General features: G+C 32.8%; 23 protein-coding genes. 5 read left to right on the forward strand and 18 right to left on the reverse strand.

Features of this window, described 5'->3' with window-relative positions:
* Nucleotides 1–60: 60 nt before the first annotated feature.
* The 6 genes from P7F85_RS10025 to P7F85_RS10050 all read right to left on the reverse strand — a co-directional run bounded on the left by P7F85_RS10025 (nt 61) and on the right by P7F85_RS10050 (nt 8,338).
* Nucleotides 61–597: a 5' nucleotidase, NT5C type gene (locus P7F85_RS10025; protein ID WP_015365285.1), complete on the reverse strand. Its 537-nt coding sequence runs from the start codon at nt 595–597 to the stop codon at nt 61–63.
* Between the two features lie 87 nt (nt 598–684).
* A complete protein-coding gene (hisC, locus tag P7F85_RS10030) occupies nt 685–1,740 on the reverse strand; it encodes a histidinol-phosphate transaminase (protein ID WP_002465527.1) in 1,056 nt (351 codons plus the stop codon).
* Nucleotides 1,741–1,947: 207 nt separating this feature from the next.
* On the reverse strand, nt 1,948–3,462 hold the full coding sequence (locus P7F85_RS10035; RefSeq protein WP_002465531.1) for an ABC transporter permease/substrate-binding protein: 1,515 nt from the start codon (nt 3,460–3,462) through the stop codon (nt 1,948–1,950).
* On the reverse strand, nt 3,455–4,420 hold the full coding sequence (locus P7F85_RS10040; RefSeq protein WP_015365287.1) for an ABC transporter ATP-binding protein: 966 nt from the start codon (nt 4,418–4,420) through the stop codon (nt 3,455–3,457). The genes P7F85_RS10035 and P7F85_RS10040 overlap by 8 nt, the downstream gene beginning before the upstream one ends.
* 236 nt (nt 4,421–4,656) lie before the next feature.
* Nucleotides 4,657–6,438, reverse strand: coding sequence for a DNA helicase RecQ (gene recQ, locus P7F85_RS10045; RefSeq protein ID WP_031463909.1), 1,782 nt, complete (start codon nt 6,436–6,438; stop codon nt 4,657–4,659).
* Nucleotides 6,439–6,448: 10 nt separating this feature from the next.
* On the reverse strand, nt 6,449–8,338 hold the full coding sequence (locus P7F85_RS10050; RefSeq protein ID WP_171991401.1) for an ABC-F family ATP-binding cassette domain-containing protein: 1,890 nt from the start codon (nt 8,336–8,338) through the stop codon (nt 6,449–6,451).
* A 102-nt stretch (nt 8,339–8,440) separates the two neighbouring features.
* Between P7F85_RS10050 and P7F85_RS10055 the strand changes: the two genes are divergently transcribed.
* Nucleotides 8,441–9,256 carry a ZIP family metal transporter gene (locus tag P7F85_RS10055; protein ID WP_046464287.1) on the forward strand — a complete coding sequence of 272 codons (816 nt, stop codon included), beginning with the start codon at nt 8,441–8,443 and terminating at the stop codon, nt 9,254–9,256.
* Nucleotides 9,257–9,440: 184 nt separating this feature from the next.
* Here the strand turns inward: P7F85_RS10055 and ltaS are convergent, their stop codons facing one another.
* The 7 genes from ltaS to P7F85_RS10090 all read right to left on the reverse strand — a co-directional run bounded on the left by ltaS (nt 9,441) and on the right by P7F85_RS10090 (nt 16,243).
* Complete coding sequence (gene ltaS, locus P7F85_RS10060) at nt 9,441–11,381, reverse strand: polyglycerol-phosphate lipoteichoic acid synthase LtaS (protein WP_002465826.1); 1,941 nt, start codon at nt 11,379–11,381, stop codon at nt 9,441–9,443.
* A gap of 557 nt (nt 11,382–11,938) precedes the next feature.
* A complete protein-coding gene (locus P7F85_RS10065; protein WP_002465824.1) occupies nt 11,939–12,943 on the reverse strand; it encodes a 5-oxoprolinase subunit C family protein in 1,005 nt (334 codons plus the stop codon).
* Nucleotides 12,931–13,638, reverse strand: coding sequence for a 5-oxoprolinase subunit B family protein (locus tag P7F85_RS10070; RefSeq protein ID WP_002465822.1), 708 nt, complete (start codon nt 13,636–13,638; stop codon nt 12,931–12,933). Before P7F85_RS10070 ends, P7F85_RS10065 begins: the two co-directional genes overlap by 13 nt.
* A gap of 19 nt (nt 13,639–13,657) precedes the next feature.
* Nucleotides 13,658–13,864, reverse strand: coding sequence for a hypothetical protein (locus P7F85_RS10075; RefSeq protein WP_015365292.1), 207 nt, complete (start codon nt 13,862–13,864; stop codon nt 13,658–13,660).
* 45 nt (nt 13,865–13,909) lie between these two features.
* Nucleotides 13,910–14,518: an aminotransferase class IV gene (locus tag P7F85_RS10080; RefSeq protein ID WP_002466649.1), complete on the reverse strand. Its 609-nt coding sequence runs from the start codon at nt 14,516–14,518 to the stop codon at nt 13,910–13,912.
* Nucleotides 14,518–15,666, reverse strand: a complete 1,149-nt coding sequence (gene pabB / locus P7F85_RS10085; RefSeq protein ID WP_002466645.1) for an aminodeoxychorismate synthase component I — start codon at nt 15,664–15,666, stop codon at nt 14,518–14,520. Before pabB ends, P7F85_RS10080 begins: the two co-directional genes overlap by 1 nt.
* Nucleotides 15,650–16,243, reverse strand: a complete 594-nt coding sequence (locus P7F85_RS10090) for an anthranilate synthase component II (RefSeq protein WP_002466647.1) — start codon at nt 16,241–16,243, stop codon at nt 15,650–15,652. Before P7F85_RS10090 ends, pabB begins: the two co-directional genes overlap by 17 nt.
* A 324-nt stretch (nt 16,244–16,567) precedes the next feature.
* Here P7F85_RS10090 and queC point away from each other — a divergent pair, with 324 nt between their 5' ends.
* The 4 genes from queC to P7F85_RS10110 all read left to right on the forward strand — a co-directional run bounded on the left by queC (nt 16,568) and on the right by P7F85_RS10110 (nt 19,075).
* Entirely contained in the window at nt 16,568–17,239 is a 672-nt protein-coding gene (gene queC / locus P7F85_RS10095; protein ID WP_002466644.1) for a 7-cyano-7-deazaguanine synthase QueC, read from the forward strand.
* 1 nt (nt 17,240) lies between these two features.
* On the forward strand, nt 17,241–17,660 hold the full coding sequence (queD, locus tag P7F85_RS10100) for a 6-carboxytetrahydropterin synthase QueD (protein WP_002466648.1): 420 nt from the start codon (nt 17,241–17,243) through the stop codon (nt 17,658–17,660).
* Nucleotides 17,660–18,373: a 7-carboxy-7-deazaguanine synthase QueE gene (queE, locus tag P7F85_RS10105; protein ID WP_002466643.1), complete on the forward strand. Its 714-nt coding sequence runs from the start codon at nt 17,660–17,662 to the stop codon at nt 18,371–18,373. The genes queD and queE overlap by 1 nt, the downstream gene beginning before the upstream one ends.
* A gap of 102 nt (nt 18,374–18,475) precedes the next feature.
* Nucleotides 18,476–19,075, forward strand: coding sequence for a hypothetical protein (locus P7F85_RS10110; protein WP_015365295.1), 600 nt, complete (start codon nt 18,476–18,478; stop codon nt 19,073–19,075).
* A gap of 466 nt (nt 19,076–19,541) precedes the next feature.
* Here the strand turns inward: P7F85_RS10110 and P7F85_RS10115 are convergent, their stop codons facing one another.
* From P7F85_RS10115 to P7F85_RS10135, 5 genes are all read right to left on the reverse strand, one after another.
* Nucleotides 19,542–20,648, reverse strand: a complete 1,107-nt coding sequence (locus P7F85_RS10115) for a glycosyltransferase family 2 protein (RefSeq protein ID WP_002467171.1) — start codon at nt 20,646–20,648, stop codon at nt 19,542–19,544.
* Nucleotides 20,649–20,877: 229 nt separating this feature from the next.
* Complete coding sequence (locus P7F85_RS10120) at nt 20,878–21,720, reverse strand: aldo/keto reductase (RefSeq protein ID WP_002467169.1); 843 nt, start codon at nt 21,718–21,720, stop codon at nt 20,878–20,880.
* A 127-nt stretch (nt 21,721–21,847) separates the two neighbouring features.
* The gene (locus P7F85_RS10125; RefSeq protein ID WP_002467170.1) at nt 21,848–23,197 is read right to left on the reverse strand and encodes a hemolysin family protein; all 1,350 of its coding nucleotides are present in this window, start codon (nt 23,195–23,197) and stop codon (nt 21,848–21,850) included.
* A 249-nt stretch (nt 23,198–23,446) separates the two neighbouring features.
* On the reverse strand, nt 23,447–24,616 hold the full coding sequence (nagA, locus tag P7F85_RS10130; protein WP_015365297.1) for an N-acetylglucosamine-6-phosphate deacetylase: 1,170 nt from the start codon (nt 24,614–24,616) through the stop codon (nt 23,447–23,449).
* A 144-nt stretch (nt 24,617–24,760) separates the two neighbouring features.
* Entirely contained in the window at nt 24,761–26,728 is a 1,968-nt protein-coding gene (locus tag P7F85_RS10135; protein ID WP_015365298.1) for a PTS fructose transporter subunit IIABC, read from the reverse strand.
* Nucleotide 26,729: the final 1 nt, after the last annotated feature.

Here is a 26,729-nt window from a genome sequence, read left to right on the forward strand (position 1 = left end):
AAACAGGAGCTCAACCACTCATCCATACGACAATTTTAGGATAAGGGCTAGCTCCTGTTTTTATTTATCATTTAGGAATAATGCTTCTACATCTTTCCAACCATTTACACGTTTATACTCATGATGATTCATATTATGAACAGCAGTATACATAATAGATTCACCTTCGAAAATAGCAAGTTGACGTGGATTGTCATCAATTAAATAGTCCGCATTAATAATATTTTTGCGACCACAAAAAACAAAATGTTGTGGATCTAAAAATGGAAAATGTTCTAACAACCATTCATACTTATCATGGAATGATGTTGGTACATCCATTGCAGCTGTTGCTATATAAACATCATAATGTTCATTTAACTTCTCTACAACTTCTTGTGCATTTGGCATAACCTTTAAATGTCTAAAGAACCCAGGCTCTCTAAGTATTTCAGTGACTAATCCGTCATGTTCTGGAATAACATGCTTTAATTTTTGTCCATTTAGCGATTCTACTGTGATTCCTAAATTAGCTCTTTCATTTACACCATCAATTATTGCGCCTAGTGTATCAGCGAGTACTTCATCCATATCTATAGCAATTTTCTTACGAGACATTAAATCTACTCCTCAAATGTAATGTATTTCTAAAGTATAGCAAAAGGACGATTCAGACAAAAGATTTAACTTACCTAATATATCACTTTAAAATTCAAAATGTTGTAATACGTCAATCATCTTATTATTTTGTTCTGGAAAGCCCACCGTAATCCTAACACCTGTAGGAAATGGTCGTGTAATACAACCTACTTTCAAGAGTGCCTCATACAGTTCTTTACTTTTATTTGTTTGTACAAATACAAAGTTAGTTTGGCTAGGTAAGAAATGTTTACTTTGAGGTATTTGATAAAACTTTGCACGTTCTTTAGCATTTTTTGCAGTAATCTCTTTTAAGTAGTCTTGATCTTCCAATGCAGCTACTGCAGCATATTCAGATAAACGTGTAACATTGAATGGTGGTCTAATAATATTCCATTTTTCAATAGCTTCATTAGTGGCAACCACATAACCTACGCGTAATCCTGCTAATCCATAAGCTTTTGAAAAAGTTCTTAGTAAAAATGCATTGTCAAATGTTTCTTGTAACTTTAACGTATCAGGGTAATCGTCTGCAGTAACAAATTCAAAGTACGCTTCATCAATGAGTACTGGTACGTGACTTGGTACACGTTCTAAAAATCCTTTAAGTTCATCATGATTAAAATAGGTACCAGTAGGATTATTAGGATTACATAACCACACTAGTGAAGTATCGTCATCAACTTCATTTAAAATACCTTCTAAATCAAATCCACCATTCTTTAATGGTACTTGAACAACATGAGCAGACTCTACAATAGCATTATGATAATACTGTCCAAACGTTGCTTCACTCGTTACGATTTTATCTCCTGGTGTTAATACTGCTCTTGAAATCATTAAGATAACTTCATCCAAGCCTGCACCAAATAAAATTCGAGATGCGTCCACACCTAAATGTTGACTAATCGCCTCTCTAAGTAATGGCGACCCTGTTTCAGGATAATAATATAATTCATCTAAATGATTCGTTATTGCTTCTTTAGCTTTAGGAGAAGGACCATATAAGTTTTCATTCGATGCTAATTTATATAACTCTTCTTCAATTCCATATGCTTCTTTGAGTGCTCTAGGTGATAGTCCTGGTTGATATGCAGATAATTGTTCGAGTTGTTTTTTCATAATAATCGTTGCCCCCTCAAATTGACAGAAATTTCAAAAACTTAATATTAATTATAAACACTTACTATTACATAAATCAATCCATCTTCAAATCAAATATGAAATGTAATAGTTAAAGTGGCTATCTAAAGATTCAAAAAAGCCTCAATGAGAATGAAACATTTCATTATGTTCCATGCGCATTGAGACTATGTCTAAGAAACTATTTTATTTCAACAGACCTTCTTTTTCTAAGTAATCTTTAGCTACTTGATAAGGGTCTTGTTTCTTTACTGTAACTTTATAATTCATTTCTTGCATTTCTTCATCTGAAATCTTGCCAGCTAGTTTATTGAGAGGTTTCTTCACTTCTGGATGATCCTTGATGAATTTTTCTTTAAACATTGGTGCACCTTGATAAGGTGGGAATACATGTTTATCATCTTTTAATACTACCATATCATATTGCTTTAATTCTGCATCTGTAGAATACGCATCAATTAAATTGATGTCCCCTTTTTCAACTGCTGTATAGCGGAGTTTAGGTTCCATGGTTTTCGCATTTGAAATATTTAGACCATAAGCCTTTTTAACTGCTTTAAAACCGTCTGGTCGATCATTGAATTCCAATGTAAACCCTGGTTTCAATTTATCTTCTACTTTAGACAAATCACCAATGGTTTTAATATGATTTTTCTTAGCAAAATCACGTTTAACTGCTAATGCATAAGTATTATTATATTTCATTGGTTTTAACATGGTCATATTATATTTTTTCTCTAAACTTTGTTTAGCTTGTTGATATACTTGAGGTTCTTGCTTAGATTTTAAATCTTCTTTTGTTAACTCTCCTAAAACCGTACCTGTGAATTCTAAATAACCATCGATATCGTCAGATTTGAGTGCATTAAATAAGAAGGCAGTCTTACCCATTCCATCTTTAACTTCAACAGTATCATCTGTATCTTGTTCAATTAAGATTTTATACATATTGGTAATGACAGATGGTTCTGAACCTAATTTACCTGCCAACGTAATTTTATCCCCTTTTTGGGCAAATAATGGAACGATAATAGCAATCATAATGATGATTACCATTGTTCCTAACACGATTAATAACTTTTTATATGATAATTTCTCCATAAATCTTAGTACAATATCAAATAATATTGCTAATAATGCTGCTGGAATTGCACCAATTAGAATTAATGACGCGTCATTACGATCAATCCCTAGTAAAATTAAATCCCCCAGTCCACCAGCACCAATTAATGCTGCTAAAGTTGCAGTACCTATAATGAGTACCATAGCAGTTCTAATACCTGCCATAATTACAGGCATGGCTATAGGTAATTCTAATTTAGTTAATCGACGTATGGGTTTCATACCAATACCTTTTGCCGCTTCGACTAGTGATGGATCTACCTCTTTTACACCTGTATATGTATTACGTAATATAGGTAAAAGTGCGTATACAACGAGTGCAATGATTGCTGGTAATCGTCCTATACCAAATAATGGGATCATTAATCCAAGTAATGCTAATGAGGGAATCGTTTGCAGTATTGCAGCAATATTCATGACAATTTCAGATATTTTCTTCGTTTTGGTTAATAAAATACCAAGTGGTACTGCAATGATTGTTGCTATTAATAAAGCAATAAATGATATCTGTATATGCTCTATAATCGTTGAGAGTAACTGTCCCTTACGTTCTGCTAGCGTTTGCCAAAATTCATGCATGGGTGTTATCCCCCTTTATGCCTGACAAATATTTAAATACATCTTCTCTTCTAATTAATGTCTTATGTTGTGATTGTTCATCAATCATTATGATAGCGTCATGATTGATAAATGTTTGATAAATATCATCTATATATCGCTCATTACTTATTTCTGGATAATTTTTCGTAGCTGCAACCTCATCTAATTGACGTTCAATATTTAAGTCTTTCAACATCACTCTAGATTCTGATTTCTGTATGTGATTACCCATAAATTGTTTCACAAAATCACTTTGAGGATGTTGTTGAAAACCTGATGGTGTATCAATTTGTTCGACATGTCCTTCATTCAATAAGCATATTCGATCTCCCAACTTCATTGCCTCTTGTATATCATGTGTCACAAATACGATGGTTTTTTTAATCTTTGTTTGTAAATCAATCAAATCATCTTGAAGTTTTTCTCTACTTATTGGATCTAATGCACTAAATGGTTCATCCATAATAATGACTGGTGGATCTGCTGCTAACGCACGCACTACCCCAACACGTTGTCGTTGTCCTCCAGATAGTTCTTCTGGCAACCTATTTTTATAAGTCTCAGGCTCCAATCCGACCATCTCTAATAATTCATCAACTCTTGCATCAATATCCTTATCTTTCCATTTCTTCATTTGTGGCACTTGCGCTATATTTTCTTTAATCGTCATATGTGGAAATAATGCGATTTGTTGTAGTACATACCCAATATCCCATCTCATTTCATAAACTGGATAATCACTGATTGGCTTATTATTAAAATAAATATATCCCTCACTTAGTGGAATTAATCGGTTTATCATTTTTAAAGTTGTCGTTTTCCCACAACCTGAAGGGCCTATTAATACGAAAAACTCTCCTTCTTTGATGTTGAAACTAACATCGTCTACTGCAACATGATTACCATACCGTTTCGTCACATTCTTAAATTCAATCACAACTTCACCTTCATTCACTCTAATCAAATAGACATTTTCATCTACTATACCCTGTTTTATGTTCTAATCACAAATCAAATTAAATAAATCTTTGGATTTTTTAATATTTGTTGCAAAGTGTACTTTCTAATTGCTAAATTGATGTCCTTTTTAAAATGAAAAACTCGATGTATGACACATTCATCATGTGACATACATCGAGTTGATATCTCAATTCATTTTATTAATGTTGCTCTTTAAATACTTGTCTTATATGACTGTATTCTTTCTAAGAATTGTGGGCAATAATGTTTTAATTTATAACTTCCCACACCATCAATATTTATCATGTCTTGTTTAGATTCTGGTTTCCGCTTAGCAAATTCTTCTAATGTGTAATCAGAAAAAATACTTACTGGTGCAATACCCAGTTTATCACTCAATTGTTTTCTCACTTTAACCAATTCGCTAAATAAGGCTCTGTCTACACCTTCTACTGTATTGATAAACACTTTTTCTTTTGATTTTTGTTTAAATGGCGTAGTAAATACTTTTGTATCATCATTTAATAATTTTTTCACTGACTTATCACATATAAGTATTTCATCATTTTCATTTAAAAAGCCTTTAAATCTTAACTCATCAATTAAATGACTTAATTCTGAAGTGGTATATGATTTCATAATGCCATGAGTAGTCAATTGGTCGTAATCATTATATTTAATGTAATCTGTTGTTTCACCGCGTAATACTTGAATAATGACGCTATAGCTTTCTTGTTGTCTCATACGTGCGACACAACTAATAATCATCTTAGCTTCTCTCGTCATATCGTAAGTTTTATTCTCTTGTATACAATTACTACACTGTTTACATTCTTCTAATTTTTCATTAGGTTCAAAATAATGGACTATCGTTGCTTCAAGACATTTTTTAGTTTTAGTATATTGGAGCATTTTAGTTAGTTTTTCGCCCATTTTTTCTTTATAATCATCGTCTGCTTGAGATACTGATATAAAATATTCATGAAGTCCTCTATCACGTTCACTGAATAATAAGATACATTCACTTTTCAAGCCATCACGACCTGCACGTCCAGCTTCTTGATAATATGATTCTAAATCACCCGGCATATTGTAATGTATAACAAATCTGACATTGGATTTATCTATCCCCATACCGAAGGCATTCGTCGCAATAACGACATTCACACGATCGTATAGAAAATCGTTTTGAGCAGCTTCTCTTTCCTTATTTGTTAATCCAGCATGATAAATCGTACATTTAACCTTATGACTTTCAAGTACCTCTTGTAGCTCTTCAACTTGTTTACGTGTCGAACAATAAATAATACCCGCTTCTTCATCATGTTCAGTGACATAGTCTACGACAAATTTTTGACGTTGATATGTTGGATTAACTTTAAATATTAAATTTCGACGCTTCGTGCTCGTTTTCACTTCATCGTTGGCCTCAATATTTAACTTGTCCATAATATCTTGTTGTACTTCTGCTGTTGCTGTTGCTGTTAATGCCACAATCGCAAAATCTTGTGGCAGAGTGAAAACTTTTTGAATCACATTTTGATAACTTGGTCTGAAATCATGTCCCCATTTTGAAATACAATGTGCTTCATCAAATGCAACTAATCGTATATTTACTTTTCTTAATTGACTTAAAAAATATTGATTTTCAAAACGTTCAGGTGCTACATATAAGAACTGAATATGGCCGCTAATTAAATCTTGCTCAATCTCTTTTTGTTGTTTTTGAGTTAAGCTACTATTAATAAATGCAGCATTAATCCCCATTGCTTTCAATTGGTCTACTTGGTCTTTCATTAAAGATATTAATGGACTAATAACAATTGTCGTTCCACCTAACATCAATCCAGGTACTTGATAACATATCGATTTACCGCCACCTGTTGGTAACACACCTAGTACATTTCGATGATCTATAATTTTTGAAATGATTTCTTCCTGACCTGGACGAAACGTATCGTAGCCAAAATAATGCGATAAAGTTTCTTGCATGATTAAATTCCCCTTATTGTTCTTTTAATTCTTCGAGTTCACTCCATCTTGTGATGTCAGTATCATATGTTGCCTCAAGTTGTTCTTTTTCTTCATTCAGTGCTTTGATTTTTGCGTAATCTGCACTGGCTTCTACCATTTCTTCGTCAATTTCAACTAATCTTGTTTCAGTTTGATCAATACGTTCAAGAAGCGCTTCATATTCCCGCTTTTCCTTGTATGATAGTCCCGATTTTTTTCGAGATTGTGGTTTATGTTTGGTTTGATTAGCACTCTGTTTATCCATAGCAAATTGTTTGTCTTGAGCTTTTTTATAGGCTTCATAGTCTTCAAATGAGCCAATGATTTTTTCCATTTTGCCATCATGAATATACCAATACTCTTGTGCCACTTTGTTAAGAAAATATCTATCATGGCTAACCGTAATCACTGAACCACCAAATTCATCAATATAATCTTCTAAAATGGTTAGTGTTTCGGTATCTAAGTCATTTGTAGGTTCGTCTAATAATAATACATTCGGCTTATGTACTAATAAGCGTAAAAGATATAGACGCTTTTGTTCGCCACCTGACAATTTATACACTTTTTTACCATGCGTTGAACTTGGAAATAGAAAGCGCTCGAGCAATTGTGTTACAGATACAGAAGTACCATCTTTTTCCATAGCAACTTCACTTTCTTCTCGCAGATAATCAATGACTCGGATATCTCTATCTAATGTTTCTTCAGTTTGTTTAAAGTATGCCACTTTAACGGTCTGCCCTACTTTTAATTGGCCTTCAAACGATTGATCTTCAGATGCTAATATATTTAATAATGTTGTTTTACCCGCTCCATTAGGACCTACTATACCTATTTTTTGACCACTTTGTATAATCTCAGTAATATTTTCAAATAGTACTTTGTCATTGATTGATTTTGATAAATGATCTAATTCGTACACTTGTTTACCTAGTCTTGAGTGAGCTAAATTCAACTGTGCTTTATCTTGTTTCGTTTGTTGTTTAACTTCAGATTCTAAGTCGCTAAAGCGATTAATACGTGCCTGTTGTTTAGTTGTTCTAGCTTTTGCGCCAGCTCTCATCCAAGCTAATTCTTGCTTATATAGTGCCTTTTGCTTTTGTTGTTGCTTCTGTTCGATTTGTTCATTTTCAGCACGCATAGCTATGTAATCTTCATAATTACCAGGATATGTTTTTAACTTACCTCTATCTAATTCAATAATTCTTGAAGATACTTCGTTTAAAAAGTAACGGTCATGTGTTACAAATAAAACAGTATAAGGATATTGCTTTACGTAATTAATTAACCAGTTTATCGACTCAAAATCTAAATGGTTTGTCGGCTCGTCTAACAATAATAAATCGGGTTGTTCTATTAATGTCTTCGCTAAAACAACACGCTTTTGTTGACCACCTGATAATGCCTTCACTAATTTATTTGTATCATTAATGCCTAATTTAGAAAGTATGGTCTTGATTTCGGCATTATAATCCCATGCCTCTTTACGATCCATCATTTCTTGAGCTTCCATCATAATTTGAAATTGCTTGTCGCTTTGATTGATAGCATATTGATTTACAGCTTGTTCATAATCTTTAATCACCTTTAATGTAGGTGTATCAGAACTAAGTACTGCCTCAAACACTGTCATATCTCCATCAAGATCATGTTTCTGCGATGAATAACGTATTCGATAATTATTTGGATGTGTGATATCAGCCGTGAAGTCTTCGTCTATATTACCTATGACTTTCAGCAATGTACTCTTACCTGTACCATTAATCCCTACTAGCCCAATTTTTTCGTGTTCAGATATAGATAAATTTAAGTCATCGAATATCACTTTATCTGCATAGGATTTATTTAAATGTTCAATTTTATATGCTTCCATGCTTATCTTCCTTTTACTATCGAATTTTCTATATAATTTTGTTAAGCTTAAATCAGTTCTATATATTATACACCTTTTTAAGCTTAAATGATACAAGGAGACCTAGTTATGGCAGAATTCTTCGAAAATTTGCCTCCTCATTTTCAAGCTTTAATTGCAGGAATCATTACATGGTTATTAACAGCACTTGGTGCAGCTTCTGTCTTTATTTTTAAATCTGTTAATGATAAAGTGTTGAACTCGATGCAAGGGTTTGCTGCAGGTATTATGATTGCCGCAAGTTTCTGGTCTCTGTTACAACCCTCAATTGAATTTAGTAAAGATTCAGCAATGCCTTGGTTACCAGCTGCGATCGGATTCTTATTTGGTGGTTTCTTTATTCGCGGACTAGATTTTGTTATACCACATATGCACCGAAATGCGAAAGATGAAAATCAACAACAAGAAGGCATTGAAACATCTCTAAGTAAAAATGCTTTACTTGTTCTTGCGATTACATTGCATAATATACCAGAAGGTTTATCAATTGGTGTTGCCTTTGGCGGCGTTGTATCAGGCAATGGTACTGCCACATTTTTAGGGGCAATTGGTTTAGCAATCGGTATAGGTATTCAAAACATTCCAGAAGGTGCAGCATTATCTATGCCAATAAAAGCAGCCGGTGCATCTAGTTGGAAAGCTTTTAACTATGGACAGGCTTCAGCTATTGTAGAACCCATATTTGCTATGCTTGGTGCAGGTGCAGTACTAGTTATTACACCGATGTTACCGTACGCGCTTGCCTTTGCTGCAGGTGCAATGATATTTGTAGTAGTAGAAGAGTTGATTCCAGATTCTCAATCAGGTAATAATACAGACTTAGCTACGCTAAGCTTAATGCTTGGTTTTGCTATTATGATGGTATTAGACGTTGCATTAGGTTAATCTAGTATTTTTATTAAGATGTAATTTCCATATAATTTCCTAAAATTAAAGTTTGACTACAAAGGCAGATAGAATAATAAAGAGGAGTGGGCGTTCAATAGAACCCCCACTCCTTTTATATATCGTATTAAAAAGACAAATCAAAACCGAATTGAGCGCTCATGCTCAATTCGGTTTTATTGAATTATTTTTTCTCGTTACCTTTTGGTCCTGTTTTATATTCATACTTCGATGGATCTACTTTTTTGAAATCAGGATTTTTATAGAATCTGAATAAGTCACCGTTAAGTAAACTATCATTCATTTCTAAATCTTTTTCAACTTGTTTTTGATTTTTCTCGAAGTCTTTTGGTTTTTTAGTTAGTAATTCATTATCTTTATTAGAATATAACTTACCGTTAACATATTTGTAGTCTTTAGTGATAAAGTCACCATTTCTAAATGGTACTACATCGTTATGTTGTTTAGAGAATAAATCAGTACCAAACATGATATAGTTTTTAGTATCGATACCAACTAAATGTAAAATCGTTGGCATAACATCCATTTGTCCAGCGTACTCTTTATTTATGCCACCTGATTTGCCTGGTATTTTAATCCAGAAACCAGTACGGTTTAAATCAGTGAATTTCGCTGGCGTGATCTTTTCACCTAATAATTTTTCCATCGCATTATTATGGTTTTCAGAGATACCATAGTGGTCACCATAAATCATGATAACAGAATCATCATATAAACCTTTTTTCTTAAGGTCAGTAACATATTCTTCAAGCGCTTGGTCTAAATAATGTGCTGTTTGAATGTATCCGTCAACTGTAGAGTCACCTGTGTTTGGCTTATCAATTGATGCATCCTTCTCATCTAAAGTGAATGGATAATGGTTAGTCAATGTAATAAGGTGAGAATAGAACGGTTTCTTCATTTTAGCTTGATAGTCCGCTGAATCTTTGAAGAATATTTTATCTTTTAATCCTAAGTTAACTACATTATCATCTGACATATCATAATACGTAGCATCATAGAACTTATCTATACCAAAGTGTTTATAAATTTGGTCTCTGTTCCAGAACGTTTTATAGTCACCATGCATGACATTTGAATTATAACCTTGCTTTTGGTCTAAAATTGCAGGTAGTGATTCATATGTGTTGTCACCTTTTAATGAATATGCAGAACCTTGTGGTAATCCATATATACTGTTATCCATTGTCAATTCGGCATCTGATGTCTTACCTTGACCAGTTTGATGGAAGAAGTTAGGGAAGTAAGTGTAATCTTCTTTACCACTTGATAGTTTGTTCAAGAATGGTGTTACTTCCTTACCATTAACTTTCTTGTTAATTAAGAAAGTTTGGAAACTCTCTAAATGGATTTTAATAATATTTTTCTTCTTAGCCGCACCATAATATTCTGGGTTAGGTTCAGTACGCTTTTGTTTTGTATAATTAAGTACTTTAGTTAAGTCATCTTCTGATGCTAAAGCCTTTTGTTGATTGTTTTCGATCGTTTTTACACCATCATATACTGTAAAGTTAAATGGTCCTAAATATTTAACTAAGTATTTATGGTCGAATGTACGAGTTAATAACTCTGGACGGTCAGTTTCAGCAAAAGCTAAGTTTAAGAAGAATAACGCAACTGATACAGCCATGACGACTGGAACAAATTTCTTACTAAATGCTTTTGTACTTAACCACTGACGTTTAAAGATTAGAATAAACAGGTAGATAATCGTATCGATAAAGTACACAAAGTCGTACCACTTAAATGAAGCACCTAATGCGCCACCCATAGATTCTACATTCCCTGCTTGATTCAAAGTACTAAACGTTAAAAAATCAGAGAAGAATCTGAAGTATACAACGTTGGCATACAGTAAAAATGTTAATAAGAATCCTCCAACAAAAATGAACCAGAAAGCCTTTTTACCTTTGAAGAATAGGAACACACTTAGTACTAGTGCAATTAAACTGTATGGATTCATCAGTAATATTAAGTTTTGTACTAATCCTTTAACACCTAAAGAAAAATCAACATAATATGAAAAATATGTCTTTAGCGTGATCGTAAATACGGTCATCAGGAAAAACGCAAAAAGACTTATCTTCTTTTTGTGAGAACTCATGTTTGTTTCCTCCGTTTATTGTTAATAAACCACAAGAACCTTATCAATAACGAATTAAACGTAATTAGGCAATAGTAATTTGTCTTAAAACAACACCAGTAAGCTTTATTCCTCTTTAACAATAACTACGTTTAACATATAAACGCATTGCTTACTTTACTACGTCGAAATAAAACAAGTTATTTCCATTTTTATTTTAATCCATTCCAATGTTGGTCTGCATGATTTAACACAATATATAATTTTTAAAATTCACTAAACATTTCATTTTGACGTTAAAAATAGCTAGTAGATTGGTCCAATAACTAGCTAATGTATTGTTGATGTTAATTTTTTATTAAGAAAATATGATGAATGTAATCATATTGTAACAAAATACATAGTTCAATATATTAATATAAAGGAAGCAACCTTAAATATCAAGTAAAAACACACTTTTCAACATATAAACTATGATTTAAAGTTATACCTTCTTTAATGTATCTATATATTATATAGACTTATATTGATTAAGCCATCCGTCTTAAGTACGAGCTTCCACCTTGCATTAATAGTGCCTATTTCAACATCTCTAACTGCATACGATACTCAATACCATGGAATAATTGATTTAACCAATTACTATATTTAATTAGATTTTTCTCGGCTGTTTCAATATCTATAAATTGGAATTTTAATTTTGATCCGGTTGGTTTCTGAGCTAACTTTGTTAAATGATAACTTGCTATCGTACCTATCTGAGGATAACTACCTAATGTATAGTGATCATTTAATAAGATGATTGGTGTACCATCTCTTTTAACTTGGATTGTGCCACGTTTAACCGATTGATGTGCAGGCATATCATCATAATACGCTTTCACTTTTTCCCCTTCTAAAACCATTCCCATTCTATTTGCTTTACTGGTTACTTTATAATTGTGTGTTGTAAAACGTTGTAAGACATTTTCTTTAAAGTCTTCTGAACCTTTATTTTTAATGACATGAAAGACGTCAGACATATAATTAAATGATAACGCGTAGCCATCTACACCCCAATCGGTTTGACGAGATTCTGCTAAATTTTCAAATAATTTTTGATGTCGTTCACTATATAGGCGTTTCATTTCTATTTCATCACCATTTTGTAATTGTCGACCTTCAAAGCCACCCAATTTAACATTAAAATCTGTTGATGTAGAACCTAACCATTCTTCTAGATTAAAGCCTCCACCGACAGCTAAATAGACACGTGATGTTCTGTTCGTTTCTTCAAACTTTAACACATCATCTTTTTTCATTAAATATAACTTATATGGAAAGACCTTCATTGTTTGTGTCTCTGCTTTAAAATTACCACCTGCTAATGCGATTAATGTTGGTTCCGTAAAACGAATCGTTGGCATTTTATGGGTCATTTCGAGTGTGGCTTCATTTTTATCATTAGCTACTAATCGATTAGCAATTTCGTGTGACAAACTATCAAGTGCACCACTTGGTATCACACCATTGTGTTCATATCCGTGTCTCCCAAAATCATGAAAACTACTAAACAAACCGCTATTTTCTATTATGATTGACATGTTTTAAAGTCTCCTAAATCCAATTCGTTTTTATCTTTAGCAATAAATTGTACGTTATCGCCTAGTTTTAAGAGTGAAAAATCATCTTTGTTTGGAAAGAAAAGTTGTGTTGGTGTATATCCAATGACCAACCAATCATTATATGTGTCAGTCGTAACGATACCACATTTCTTACCTTCAATGACGACTGAACCTGCCGGAATAAATTTCTTTTCTTTACTTGTATGATTCACAAATAATTTTTTATGCATTCCTGTTAAATATGGAAATCCTGGTGAATATCCCATCATTGATACAAAGTAATCACTTCCTGTATGAAGTGCTTTAAATTGTGATTCATCCATTTTTAAATGTTTTAATAATGATTCTAAGTCCGGCCCATATTCATCTCCATACACAATAGGAATTTGGAATGGTGATTGCGTTTTATTATCATGTTTTATTTCCAACTTAATTGATTCAATGAGCGCTTTCATATATAAGAATGGTGATTGTATATGATGATGTTTAATCATATCTCGTGCATCATAAATAATCATCATGTCCGATTCAGTAGGTACTATTTCTATGATGAACGAGTAATTTTTTTCATTTAAATATGATCGCAAGGCTAATAAATCTTCAGTAAGATCTTTTGATACCTTTTTCTCTATTGATATTACGATGGCTTGGTCTCCTTGACTATATATTTTCATACCTTCACCTCAAAAGTCTTTAATGATGATAAAATACGTTCATACGCTCTATTACAAAAGGCATCAGTGATTTAATCAATAAATATACTAATATAATGGCACATATGGTAGTAACTGTTGCAACGATACGTGCGAATACTTGTGCTCTCTTTTGTAATAATCGATTAACGATAACTTTATTTACAACTGCTACAACAATTAATAATCCTATCCATAATAATGTCATTATCTACTCCATTTGATAATATTTCGCGCTACTTTCATGTTAATTTTATAGGTAAATTGTAACGTCGGCAACCTCTCGCAAACTATTTAATAAAAATACCTCTACTTTATTAGTATTCAATTTCTCTATTAATTCATCAACATAATAGTTTTTTTCTTGCAAACAACCTTCATCTATTAATGATTGCCGCATGCATCCTAATAAAAAATCTTCATTATAATGAGGTGTATAATAATATCCGTTTTCTTTAAACATAACGTTCCCAATATTAAATTCTAAAATCTTGCCATTCTTATCAAATATGAGTGCTAAATCAGTATCTAAATCATAAGATACATGGTCTCTATTCGATGTTTTATTAATTATTGTTAGATGAGATGTATTAGAATGTTCACGTACTAAAGACGCAGTAAAATATGATTTAGATGTTAGTGGTGCTACTAAATAGTCGAAATGGCCTTCTTCTTGTAACATCACTTTCAAACGATAACTACCTTCTTGATATTCAGATTGAATCGAGTGAATAAGACGTTCCCAGTCTAACTCATTAAAAGTCATATTCAATTTGTTACTAGATTGACTTATTCGTTGTTTGTGATAAGCAAGTCGTGCAATATGACCATTCTCTAATTTCATTGTTTCAAATAAGTACATTATAACCTCTCCAGTATCCTCGTCTTATCATAAAATTCTTGGACTTCATTATCTGGGTTAGAGTTAATCGTAATCCCAGCACCAACACCATAAATCGCTTGCTGATGTCGATACTCAATCGTACGTATAGGTATATTAAATATCATCTTACCGTTAGGCACTAATAATCCAATCGTTCCACAATATATGTATCTTGGAACTTGTTCTAAAGAATGAATTAATTTCATAGTATTTATCTTTGGTGCACCAGTAATAGAACCACACGGGAAAATAGCACTTAAAATCATTTCAAGGGTCACTTCTGACGGTAATTTCCCTGTGACCATACTCGTCATTTGATGAACCGTATGATACGTTTCTATAAAAAATAATTTATAAACAATAATACTCCCTGTCATTGCTATTCTAGAAATATCATTACGCAATAAATCTACAATCATTACATTTTCAGCTTTATCTTTCTCAGACTGTTGAAGCTGATGGTAGTTTTGTAGATCTTCTTCGTTCGTTTCACCTCTCGGCATTGTACCCTTCATTGGCTTACTAACTAATACGTTCGTTTCACCATTAAATATTCCTTTCTGAAAAAATAATTCAGGAGAAATAGATGCAACTTTGACCTCATCTGTATCTAATAAGGCCGTGTAATTACCATTCGCTACAGTAGTTAATTGTCGATATAACTGATGAATGGGAAAATAGATGTTATCAGTTAATCGGGTAGTATAGTTCACTTGATAGGTGTCTCCTTCGACAATTGCATGTTGAATGCTTTTGATTTTTTCTTTCATTTGTTGATTGGATTCTATAAATTTAAAATGATGTTTCGAATTATATGATACATCATTCAATTTTGTAGATTCATTTATGTGATTGGCAACTTTAAAGCTATATGCAATTGCTAAGACACCACCTTCTTCTACATGGCACACATCCATTTGTGGGTTGAAATAACGAGCCGCTTCATATGTTACATATAACGCGACATAACGACCTTGTTGTTGTTGTAATTCTGCAAAACGTATCACATGCCCCACTTCATCCATATGTTTAGCTATCTTTTTTTCAATCAATTGATCTAATTCAAGATGATAGATTTCGAATTGATTGTCGTCTAAGTAATAGCGATAGTTAAATTTGATAGTCACTATTTTCACCTACAATATCTATAAAGTTTTGAATCTGGTTTTGGCCTTGTTCGCTTAAAATGGATTCTGGGTGATACTGTAATCCGTATATAGGATATTTATCGTGCTGTAATCCCATAATGACATCATCTTCTCCCTTAGCCGTAATATTCAATTCGCTTGGAATGCTATTTTCATCTACTTGTAAAGAATGATATAACATTACATTAAATTTCTCTGGCAGTCCTTGAAACATCCCTTCACCATAGTGGCTTAATAATGTCGTATGACCATGTATTGGTCTATCTCTATGTATAATTATTCCTCCAAAATATTGGCAAATCATTTGAAATCCTAAACAGACCCCCAAAATAGGTATGTGCTGATAAAAGTCATCCATCACTTTAAATAAAATAGGATAATCACTAGGTCGCCCAGGACCCGGCGAAATAACGATAGCTTTAGGCTTTAGCGCCTTTAATTCCTCGATATTAATCTCCTCTACATCAATGACGTTTACCATATCTCGTGTAGCCATTTTAAAATAATTAATTAAATTATAAGTAAATGAATCTTTATTATCTATCACTACTATCATGATTACGCTCCATTACATTAATATTCGTTATTCGATATGTCCTTAACACTATTATCACAAAAATTTACTTGATTTTACATATGAATTGATTTATTCTATGTTGCGTACAAAATATATATTTATCAGAGGTTCCTAGCCGAAACCCTCTATAAAAAACTAGACACTGAATTCAATTTCTGTTTGTAAATAGACATATCATTTTAATACGTTCTTTAAAATTATATGTGTATTTACAATCTGTCGTCTATCTTTTTTATAGAGATAGGCTTTTTTTATGCCTTAATTTTCTGTTTTAGTGACTCATGATATATAGGAGGAAAAATCATGGTACAACACACTCTAGATCAAAACAAAGCCATAGTCGTCTTTAGCGGAGGCCAAGACAGTACAACATGTTTGTTTTATGCTAAAAAGCATTTTAAAGATGTTATTCTCATTACCTTTAATTATGGACAAAGACATGATGCTGAAATTGAAGTAGCTAAAAAAATTGCTCAAGAACAAAACGTTGAACATCACATATTAGATATGTCGTTGTTATCGCAACTGACACCTAATGCATTAACACAACATGATCTAAAAATTGAAGATACAGAAGATGGTATTCCAAATACATTCGTACCTGCACGTAATCTACTGTTCTTATCATTCGCTGGTGCATTAGCTTATCAAATTAAAGCTAAACATATCATTACCGGGGTTTGTGAAACTGACTTCTCAGGTTATCCAGACTGTCGTGATAGTTTCATTAAATCAATGAATGTAACATTAAACTTGTCTATGGACAGAGATTTTGTGATTCACACGCCATTAATGTGGTTAGATAAAGCACAAACATGGGAACTAGCTGATAATCTTGGGGTATTAAACTATATTCGTGAAAATACGCTAACTTGTTATAACGGTATTATTGGAGATGGTTGTGGTGAATGCCCTGCTTGCCAATTAAGATCGCGCGGACTCGACCAATATCTTGCGAAGAAAGGAGTACAATAAGATGATTCAACAAATCTATCCTACTGTCAATCATCCCTATCAATTCGAACTTAATAAAGACTTTAACTTTTCAGCAGCACATTATATCCCAAGTGAAGACGCTGGAAAATGTATGCGTACTCACGGACACACTTATTTCGTAAATATTACCATAGCTGGAGATGAATTAGATCACAATGGTTTTTTAGTAAATTTTAGTGATTTAAAAAAACTCATTCATGACCAATTTGATCATTATTTATTAAATGACTTAGTTCAATTCAAAGGTAAAAGTCCTTCTACAGAAATTGTTGCTCAAACTATTTATCAAATGGTGCAATCATATCTTAAAGATCAAAAGAATCAACCAAAATGTGTCCAAGTTTATTTACGTGAAACACCTACAAGCTATGTCGTATATCGTCCTAAGGGTGATCAATAATGGCTAAAATACCTGTATTAGAAGTATTTGGTCCAACGATTCAAGGCGAAGGACGCGTCATTGGTAGAAAAACAATGTTTGTTAGAACTGCAGGTTGTGATTATCGCTGTAGTTGGTGTGATTCTGCCTTTACATGGGATGGTAGTGCTAAAGAAGATATTCAATTAATGTCTGCAGAAGAAATCTATAACAAATTGCGTGAAGTAGGTGGTGACAATTTTAATCACGTCACAATTTCTGGTGGAAACCCAGCACTTATTAAAGGTATCCAAGATTTAGTAGATTTATTTGAAGAACATCATATTCAAACTGCCCTTGAAACACAAGGTAGTAAATTCCAACCATGGATGACTCAAATCGATGACTTAACAATTAGTCCTAAACCGCCAAGCTCAAATATGAAACCTAATTTGGATATTTTAGATAGTGTTATTGAACAGTGTGTACCTGAATCACTTAATTTAAAAGTCGTCATTTTTGATGAGGATGACTTCGAATTTGCTAAAATGATTCATCATCGTTATCCATCTATACCATTTTATTTACAAGTGGGTAATCCTTATTTAGATGAAGAGGTCGACAACCATACTTCTAAACTATTACAACGTTATGAACAATTAGTCGAACGTGTTATGACTAGTAGCGATATGAATAATGTATATGTATTGCCACAATTACACACATTGTTATGGAGTAATATGAAGGGTGTTTAAACTCATTTAATATAACTTTAACAATTTCGAGTGTTATATAATGATTAAGTTTATGTTAATTGATATAATAATTGAATGAAGTATTACGGATAGGAGTACACCATGATTCTATATATATTAATTAATATTGCCGTAGTATTGCTCATTGTAGGAATAGATTTATATTTGCACCAATTTAAACAACTTCGATTTAGTTCAATACTAATAGCTATTTCATTAAATGCTATTATCGATTTAATTGTAGTCGCAAAATATAATTTCATTTCAATCTATACGATGATTTTATTTATTGTATGGGCATTATTACAACTCTATTTAAATAAAAAAATTAACCCTTTCATGATAAAAGACCAAAAGTTCATTGCAGTGATATTTGCCATTGTCATCAGTTTAACGCAGTTTATAACTGATATTTCCAGTGAACAATCTGTCTATATGTCGTTACCATACTTAGCTCCAGCTATTTTCATTATCGGTGCAGTATTATTATTTGTAGGTACATTTAATGTATCGGAGCTTGATCATCTACCTATTTTAAAAACAATCAAGCATCCTATGCTAATTGGTACGATATTAATTATCATCGCATTTATAGCTATGATGATACTCACACCTTTTTGGTATGTATTTACTATCATCTATGTACTATTCATATTATTTATCATATGGCAACGTATATTTAAGGGAGTGGGACAGAAATAATAAAGAACCACTAATCATTGAATATGAAGTGGTTCTTACGCATTAGCCACAGCTAATGTGTACTTTAAAATAGGAATACATGAGTGAAACTCATGCATAAGAAATACTAATTTCTAAAGAAAAAGTATTTCTTTATCGTTGTCCCACCCCGGCAAAGTTGACTAGAAATGAAAAAGCTTGGTACATTAGACCGTCTTTGTAATTCATTACTTAGACGGTTTTATGCATGAACTTTTAAGTTCATGTATACCTCTTAAACTTAATCTGAACACATGAGTTAATACTCATGTGTAAGTCATTCTAATTTCTTTAAGAAAAAGAATGACTTTACAGTCAACTACTGCCTAAATATGAATGTAACTTGAAATATATATTTATGTCCCAGCCTGTTTTTTTCGTTGTCGGTAAATCAAATTATAAAAAGCTTACAGCTCATGGACTGATCCATAGCCTGTAAGCTTTTTGTTTAATGAACATGTTCTTTATATTCATCATTATTTTGTGTTGCTTGATATGTCGGTTGATGTCTATGTGCATCAAATCTTCTAATTTGATGATAGTGTTCAGATTGATTTTTTCTAGATTGTGCCTTGTCTGAGTCTTTTGACTCCTGTGATATTTCAGATGTTTGTTCGGGTTCAATATTTGTGGCCTGAACAATATATTTAGGACGCTTTTTCACTTCATAATAGATACGACCAATATACTCACCAATGACTCCTATGGACATTAACTGAATACCACCTAAAAGTGTAATCGCAGTTATTGTTGTGAAGTAACCAGGAATGTTCACACCTGAGATCATGATATTAATTAAAAGATATACGAGATATAGTACACTGAGCGAAAATGTAAACATACCTAGATAAATCATCATTCTTAATGGTTTATTATTAAACGAAATTAAGCCATCAATACCATAATTTAATAATTTGGCAAATGACCATTTCGATTCTCCTGCTTCACGTTCTACATTTTCATAGGTGAATACTTTCGTATTATAACCTATCCATTCAAATAATCCTTTTGAAAATCGGTTATATTCATCCATAGATGTCAGTGCTTGTACGGCACGCTTGCTTAGTAATCTAAAGTCACCTACGCCATCTTCAAATTGTACATCTTCCACAAAGGCATTAATCAATTTATAATAAGCACGTGTCATCGATTTTCTAGCGACATTTTCTCCTTTACGATCACGTTTTGCTATCACTTGATCATAACCTTCATTATATCCTTCAACCATTTGCGGAATAAATTCTGGCGGATGTTGTAAATCAGCATCTATCATAACTACAGCGTCACAATGTTCACTATGTTGATAGCCTGCCACCATAGCAGCCTCTTTACCAAAATTTCTACTAAATGAGATGTATTTGACGTGGTGGTCAGCTAATGCTAAATTTTGTAGATGATCAATAGTTGAATCTTTACTGCCATCATCTATGAATAGTAAATCGTATTCATATTGTTTATTGATGCTATCTTGCTTTAATATCTCAGTCAGCTTTTCATATGTTTTTAATACGACTTCCCCTTCATTATAACAAGGAATGATGACTCTTATATTCATTCAATGACATCCTTTTCTAGTAATTGGTTTAATATTATTTTATCAATTACTTAATAGTGTATTCTACTTAGAGCCTTTGTATTTACAAAATCTTAATATTACATTAATGTTTATCACAATATTTATTGAAAATCACTACTTTTGTAAATTTAAATGAACTCAAAAATAAGATTAATGGACTTTTTCACTCATACAATGATTAGTATTGTGTCGCATTACTTCAACTCATTTATTTCAAATCGCCTATCGCTACTTCATCTGGATCTTTACCTTGTCTATCATTTCGATTTAAACTGTCAATTTGTGCTACATCTGTAAGTTCAAGATTGAAATCTAAAATATTATAGTTTTCGTGAATTCGACTAGGTGTTTTAGATTTAGGAATAATAATACGATTATGTGCTAAATGCCAACGTAAAACAATTTGTGCTGCCGTTTTATGATATCGTTTAGCCATGTCCGTAATAACTGGGTCATCTAATAACCCTTTATTTCTCATTAATGGCATCCATGCAGTGACTTTAATATCATGATGATCACAATAATCTTGTAATTCTTGTTGATTAAAGTATGGATGTAACTCTATTTGATTAATTTGAGGAACTATTTCTGTTTCTTGCATTAGTTTCTCTAGATGATGTTGTTTAAAATTACAAACGCCTATGGCTTTGACTTTACCTTCATGATAAAGCGTTTCTAATGCCTTATAACTTTCGATAAATAAGCCATTTTCTTCACAAGGCCAATGAATTAAAAACAAGTCTAGGTACTCAAGACCTAAATTTTCTAAAGATTGATTGAAATATTGAATTGTACTGTCATATCCTTGATAATCATTCCATAATTTAGATGTAATAAATAAATCTTCTCTATCAACGTTTGTTTGCTTTAACGCTTGCCCTAAGGACTGTTCGTTACCATAGAAATATGCCGTATCAAATGCACGATAACCTGCTTCAATAGCGGTATTAATCACTTCATTCATTTCATCATCTGTTATTTTATAAACACCTAAGCCAATCGATGGCATAGGATAACCATTATTTAAATATTGTGTATCATTAATATTCATTCTTACCACTCTCTTTCATATGTCTTCGTTGTTGAAATACGTAAGCAAATGTGTACCATACTATAATACACGTAATTAAAGACGCTTAAACATTATAGCTTAAGCGTCTTTTCATCATATATCATTGTTAATCCGTTTGTTCCTCATCTGAATTAACTTCATATGTTGGGCGTTCTTGGTTAAATTCATAATTTAAAGTTACCCAAATAATTTGGTGATTTTCAATTTCTGATATGATCCAACGATCGTAATCTGTATCTACAAAATCGTCTTTCTGAAGATTTGTATTTTCAGATTGTAACCATCCACCGATTGTATCAATATCTTCTGAGTCTTCGAATTCAATACCAAATTGTTCATTTAAGTCGTCTAATAACACTCGACCATTAATTTGATATTTGTTGTCCTCTAATTTAACGATGTCGTTCACTTCGTCATCGTCAAATTCATCTCTGATTTCACCGACAATTTCTTCTAAAATATCTTCCATTGTTAAAATACCTGCTGTACCACCATATTCATCAATAATCAAACTGATATGAACATGTTCACGTTGCATTCTAACAAGGGCATCACTAATACGTGTTGTCTCTGAAATCATCGGTAGCTCATGTATATAGTTAGCAATTTTGATTGTTTTACCAGATGCATACTCAGTTAAGAATTCTTTAACATTTATAAATCCTTTAACGTGGTCCTTATCACCATCTTCAGTGATAGGATATCGAGTGAATTGGTATTCTTTAATCGTTTCTAATAGTTCATCAACATTAAAAGGCTCGTTCAACGTAATCATTTGAGTTCGGGGAACCATAATATCTTTAGCTTGTCTTTCATCAAAAGAAAAGATATTTTGCATATATGCAAGCTCAGTTTGGTTGATTTCGCCACCATTATAACTATTATTAATAATGATTTTGATTTCTTCTTCTGACATTGCATCCGATTGTGCATCTGGATCTACACCAAACACTCTAAGAATTACACGAGCCGAACCGTTCATTAACCAAATTAAAGGTTTCATGACATTACCAAAGTAATATAACGGTCTAGCATATAGTAACGCCATTTTCTCTGTATGTTGAATAGCGAATGATTTAGGTGCAAGTTCACCTAATACGACATGTAAATAGGTTACTACAATAAACGCAATGACAAATGAAACTGTTGTCGTTAATGCACTTGGTAAATGCATTAGTTCGAATAATGGATGTAGTAATTTATCAAATGTCGGTTCACCTAACCAACCTAAACCTAATGAAGTTACTGTTATACCAAGTTGGCATGCAGATAAGTAGTAATCAAGGTTAGCAATCATTTTCTTAACGATTTTAGCACCACTGTTACCTTCATCTGCTAATTGTTCGATACGCGTAGATCTTACTTTGACAAGCGCAAATTCAGATCCGACAAATACTGTTGTTAATGCAATTAAAAGAAAAAATACAATTAAACTAATTATGGTCGAAGTTTCCAATTAATTCCCTATTTCTAGGGATTCACCTCCATATTATCTGTGTCACACATGGTTAACACGTAATTAAAATTTTCGAATTGGCTTAAATGATATTTACATGCTAAGACCTTCCCATTGCGACACCCCCTAAAAAAATGTAATTGATTTTATTCTATCATAAAAATATTTCATTTGGTTGATTTATGTTTATAGAATTACAACATAACATTTAAAACTAATACCCCGATTTAGTCAAGTTATTCCTCAAATCTAAAATGTATGAATATAACCATTCTTAATCGTCATAAGGACTGAAATCGTATCATCAACAATCACAATATCAGCATCTTTCCCTACCTTAATACTACCTTTTGTTTGATCGATACCTAACGCTATCGCTTGGTTCCAACTTGTCACACGCCACAAATCTTTAATTGAAGCACCTGTATAAGTGATTAAATGACGCAAACCATCATTCATTTTTAAGATACTACCAGCTAATGCACCTGAATCTAATCGTGCTTCTTCATTCTTCACAATAACGTTTTGTCCACCTAGATCATATTCACCTTCTGGCATCCCTTTTGCACGCATCGCATCTGTAATGAGATACATATGTTCATTGCCTTTATTTTGGTAAGCCATTGCTACGGCCGCTGGATGTGAATGCACACCATCAACTATAATTTCTGTATTTAGGTTTTGATTTAACCATGCCGCTCCAAAAACACCGGGTTCTCGATGTCCAAAGCCTGTTGCTGCATTATATAAGTGTGTAATATGTTTAGCACCATTATCAACAGCTTCATTTGCTTCATCATATGTAGCTACTGTATGTCCCATTGAAAATATGATGTCGTTATTTAAAGCTTTTAATGTATCAGTTGCACCATCAACTTCAGGTGCAAAAGTAATAATTTTAATCAATTGATTGGCAGTCTTTTGAAATGTCTTAATCTTTTCAATAGACGGTCTTTGAACATATTTAGGATGTTGCGCGCCTACCTTATGTTCTGAAATAAATGGACCTTCGAGATGAATACCTACAATTTCTGCAGCATCATGCCTATTTTGAATTTGATAATAATTTGCAATATTTTGGAGTGCTCGATGAATACTATCATCTGATTGTGTCATCGTTGTTGCTAAAAATGATGTTGTTCCTTCAGATAATAGTTGTTCAGATAAATGTTTAAGACCATCCATTGAGGCATCCATCGCATCTTCGCCGTAACCACCGTGGATATGTATATCTATAAATCCTGGAATAACATGATGACCTTGTGCATCTACCGTAGGATACGATTTACTTAAAGTGTTCAATCTATCTTTATCAGAACCTATTTCCATTATTTTGCTATCTTTAATATGTATAAAACCATGTTCTATTTTTTGACTTTCTGTATAAATCTGACCGTTTATAAGTAAATATTCTTTCAATATCAATACCTTCTTTTCTAATACTAATGATTCGATTGTTATTTTACTACAACCTTTCATTTTATTCATATCATACAATTCAATATTTAATTTCGTAAAAATAAAAATACCCTTGTCGGTTAAACGACAAGGGCTAAAAGTCTATTATTCATCCATTGCTTTAGATGCTTCAATTTCATTTTCAGTTAATTTTGGTTTTAAGAAACCATATATTAAGGCAGAAACTAAAGTACCTACAACTAAAGCTAATAATGTTTGTAAAATATGGCTAAAGTCAGTTGTTGCGATAACAAAGATACCACCGTGTGGCGCATTGATTCTTGAACCTAATGCTAATGCAATCGCACCACCAACACCTGAACCAATCATCATTGATGGAATCACACGAATTGGGTCAGCTGCTGCAAACGGAATCGCACCTTCAGTAATGAATGATGCACCCATCACATAGTTAGGTACAATTGAACCTCTTTGTTCTTTTGTGAATTTCTTTCTGAAGATAAGCATTGCTGTTGCAATTGCTAATGGTGGAATCATACCTCCAACCATTGCAGCAGTGATTGGCGCTGCATTACCTTCTGTAAGTGCTGCTGTTGCGAAAACGTAAGCAGCTTTGTTAAATGGTCCACCCATATCGATTGCCATCATCGCACCAATAACTAAACCAAGTAACATAATATTTGAACCTGAAAGTCCATTTAATCCATTTAACAATAGGTGATTTAACCATGAAGCAGGTGGGTTAAATACGTAAATCATTAATAAACCAGTAATTGCTACTGATAATAATGGATAGATTAATGTTGGTTTTAAACCTTCTAATGACTGAGGTAACTTACGTGTCATATATTTAATACCTTGTGTTAAATAACCAGCTAAGAAACCAGCAATGATACCGCCAATAAATCCTGAGTCACCTGAAATGGCTAACATACCGCCAACTAAACCGGCTGCAAATCCTGGTTTATCTGCAATACTACGAGCAATGAAACCTGCTAATACTGGAATGATTAATGCAAAGGCACTGTTTTTACCAATATTCCATAGTTGCTCTGCGAAAGCATTGTGTTCAGCACTCTTAGGATCAAATGAATTGGGTCCTATAATGAACACGATTGCCATTAAGATACCACCAGCAATAACAAGTGGTAACATATTAGAAACACCATTCATTAAGTGTTTATAAAATGCTTTTCCTGGACTTAATTTCTCTTCATTCTCTTCCTTATTACTACCTGATCGATCGCCTCTAGCGACAAATGGTCTACGACTTGTATCTAACGCAGTATTAATTAATTCTTCTGGTCGTTTAATACCATCAGCTACTGGTACTTCGACAACATTCTTACCATCAAAACGATCTGTCTCAACATGCACATCTGCTGCAACAATAATACCAGATGCTTTTTCAATATCATGTTCTGTTAAATGGTTTTTAATCCCACTTGAACCGTTTGTTTCTACTTTGATTTTGACACCCATTTTTTCAGCTTGCTTTTTCAAAGCGTCGCGTGCCATATACGTATGTGCGATACCTGTAGGACAAGCTGTGACAGCTAAAACGTACGGTTCGTTATCTTCTGCGCTTGCACCTGTTGAAGCAGCTGCTGCATCCGCTTCATTTTGTTGTGCTTCTGCTTCTTCTTCTTTTGTTGCTTCATCATCTGCCGCATCAATAATTTGTAATACTTCTTCTGGTGATGATGCATTTATTAATTTTTCACGTACATTTTCATCCATTAAAATGCCTGATAACTTTGCTAATGCATCTAAATGCGTTTGAGCGCCACCTTCTGGTGCAGCAATCATAAAGAATAAATGTGCTGGTTGCATATCTAAACTTTGATAATCTACTCCAGCTTTTGATTTACCAAATGCAATCGCTGGAGATTTAACAGCACTCACTTTTGCATGTGGAATCGCAATACCTTCACCGATACCTGTTGTACTTTGTGATTCTCGGTTATGAATTGCTTCTTTAAACGATGGTACATCACTTAATTTACCTGCTTTGTCAAGTTGATGCACTAACTCATCGATAACACCATTTTTGTCTGATGAAGATAAATCCATTGCTATCGTATCTTTGGTTAATAATTCTGTTATTCTCATA

It is taken from the genome of Staphylococcus sp. aM (assembly GCF_052975125.1).

Coding starts and splice junctions, on each gene's coding strand:
- hisC (WP_002465527.1), bottom strand. CDS start 1,740: ATGAAAAAACAACTCGAACAATTATCTGCATATCAACCAGGACTATCA.
- P7F85_RS10080 (WP_002466649.1), bottom strand. CDS start 14,518: ATGTACTTATTTGAAACAATGAAATTAGAGAATGGTCATATTGCACGA.
- P7F85_RS10065 (WP_002465824.1), bottom strand. CDS start 12,943: ATGTCAATCATAATAGAAAATAGCGGTTTGTTTAGTAGTTTTCATGAT.
- queE (WP_002466643.1), top strand. CDS start 17,660: ATGGCTAAAATACCTGTATTAGAAGTATTTGGTCCAACGATTCAAGGC.
- P7F85_RS10055 (WP_046464287.1), top strand. CDS start 8,441: ATGGCAGAATTCTTCGAAAATTTGCCTCCTCATTTTCAAGCTTTAATT.
- queD (WP_002466648.1), top strand. CDS start 17,241: ATGATTCAACAAATCTATCCTACTGTCAATCATCCCTATCAATTCGAA.
- P7F85_RS10110 (WP_015365295.1), top strand. CDS start 18,476: ATGATTCTATATATATTAATTAATATTGCCGTAGTATTGCTCATTGTA.
- P7F85_RS10120 (WP_002467169.1), bottom strand. CDS start 21,720: ATGAATATTAATGATACACAATATTTAAATAATGGTTATCCTATGCCA.
- P7F85_RS10035 (WP_002465531.1), bottom strand. CDS start 3,462: ATGCATGAATTTTGGCAAACGCTAGCAGAACGTAAGGGACAGTTACTC.
- P7F85_RS10135 (WP_015365298.1), bottom strand. CDS start 26,728: ATGAGAATAACAGAATTATTAACCAAAGATACGATAGCAATGGATTTA.
- ltaS (WP_002465826.1), bottom strand. CDS start 11,381: ATGAGTTCTCACAAAAAGAAGATAAGTCTTTTTGCGTTTTTCCTGATG.
- P7F85_RS10090 (WP_002466647.1), bottom strand. CDS start 16,243: ATGATAGTAGTGATAGATAATAAAGATTCATTTACTTATAATTTAATT.
- queC (WP_002466644.1), top strand. CDS start 16,568: ATGGTACAACACACTCTAGATCAAAACAAAGCCATAGTCGTCTTTAGC.
- P7F85_RS10075 (WP_015365292.1), bottom strand. CDS start 13,864: ATGACATTATTATGGATAGGATTATTAATTGTTGTAGCAGTTGTAAAT.
- P7F85_RS10070 (WP_002465822.1), bottom strand. CDS start 13,638: ATGAAAATATATAGTCAAGGAGACCAAGCCATCGTAATATCAATAGAG.
- P7F85_RS10115 (WP_002467171.1), bottom strand. CDS start 20,648: ATGAATATAAGAGTCATCATTCCTTGTTATAATGAAGGGGAAGTCGTA.
- P7F85_RS10025 (WP_015365285.1), bottom strand. CDS start 597: ATGTCTCGTAAGAAAATTGCTATAGATATGGATGAAGTACTCGCTGAT.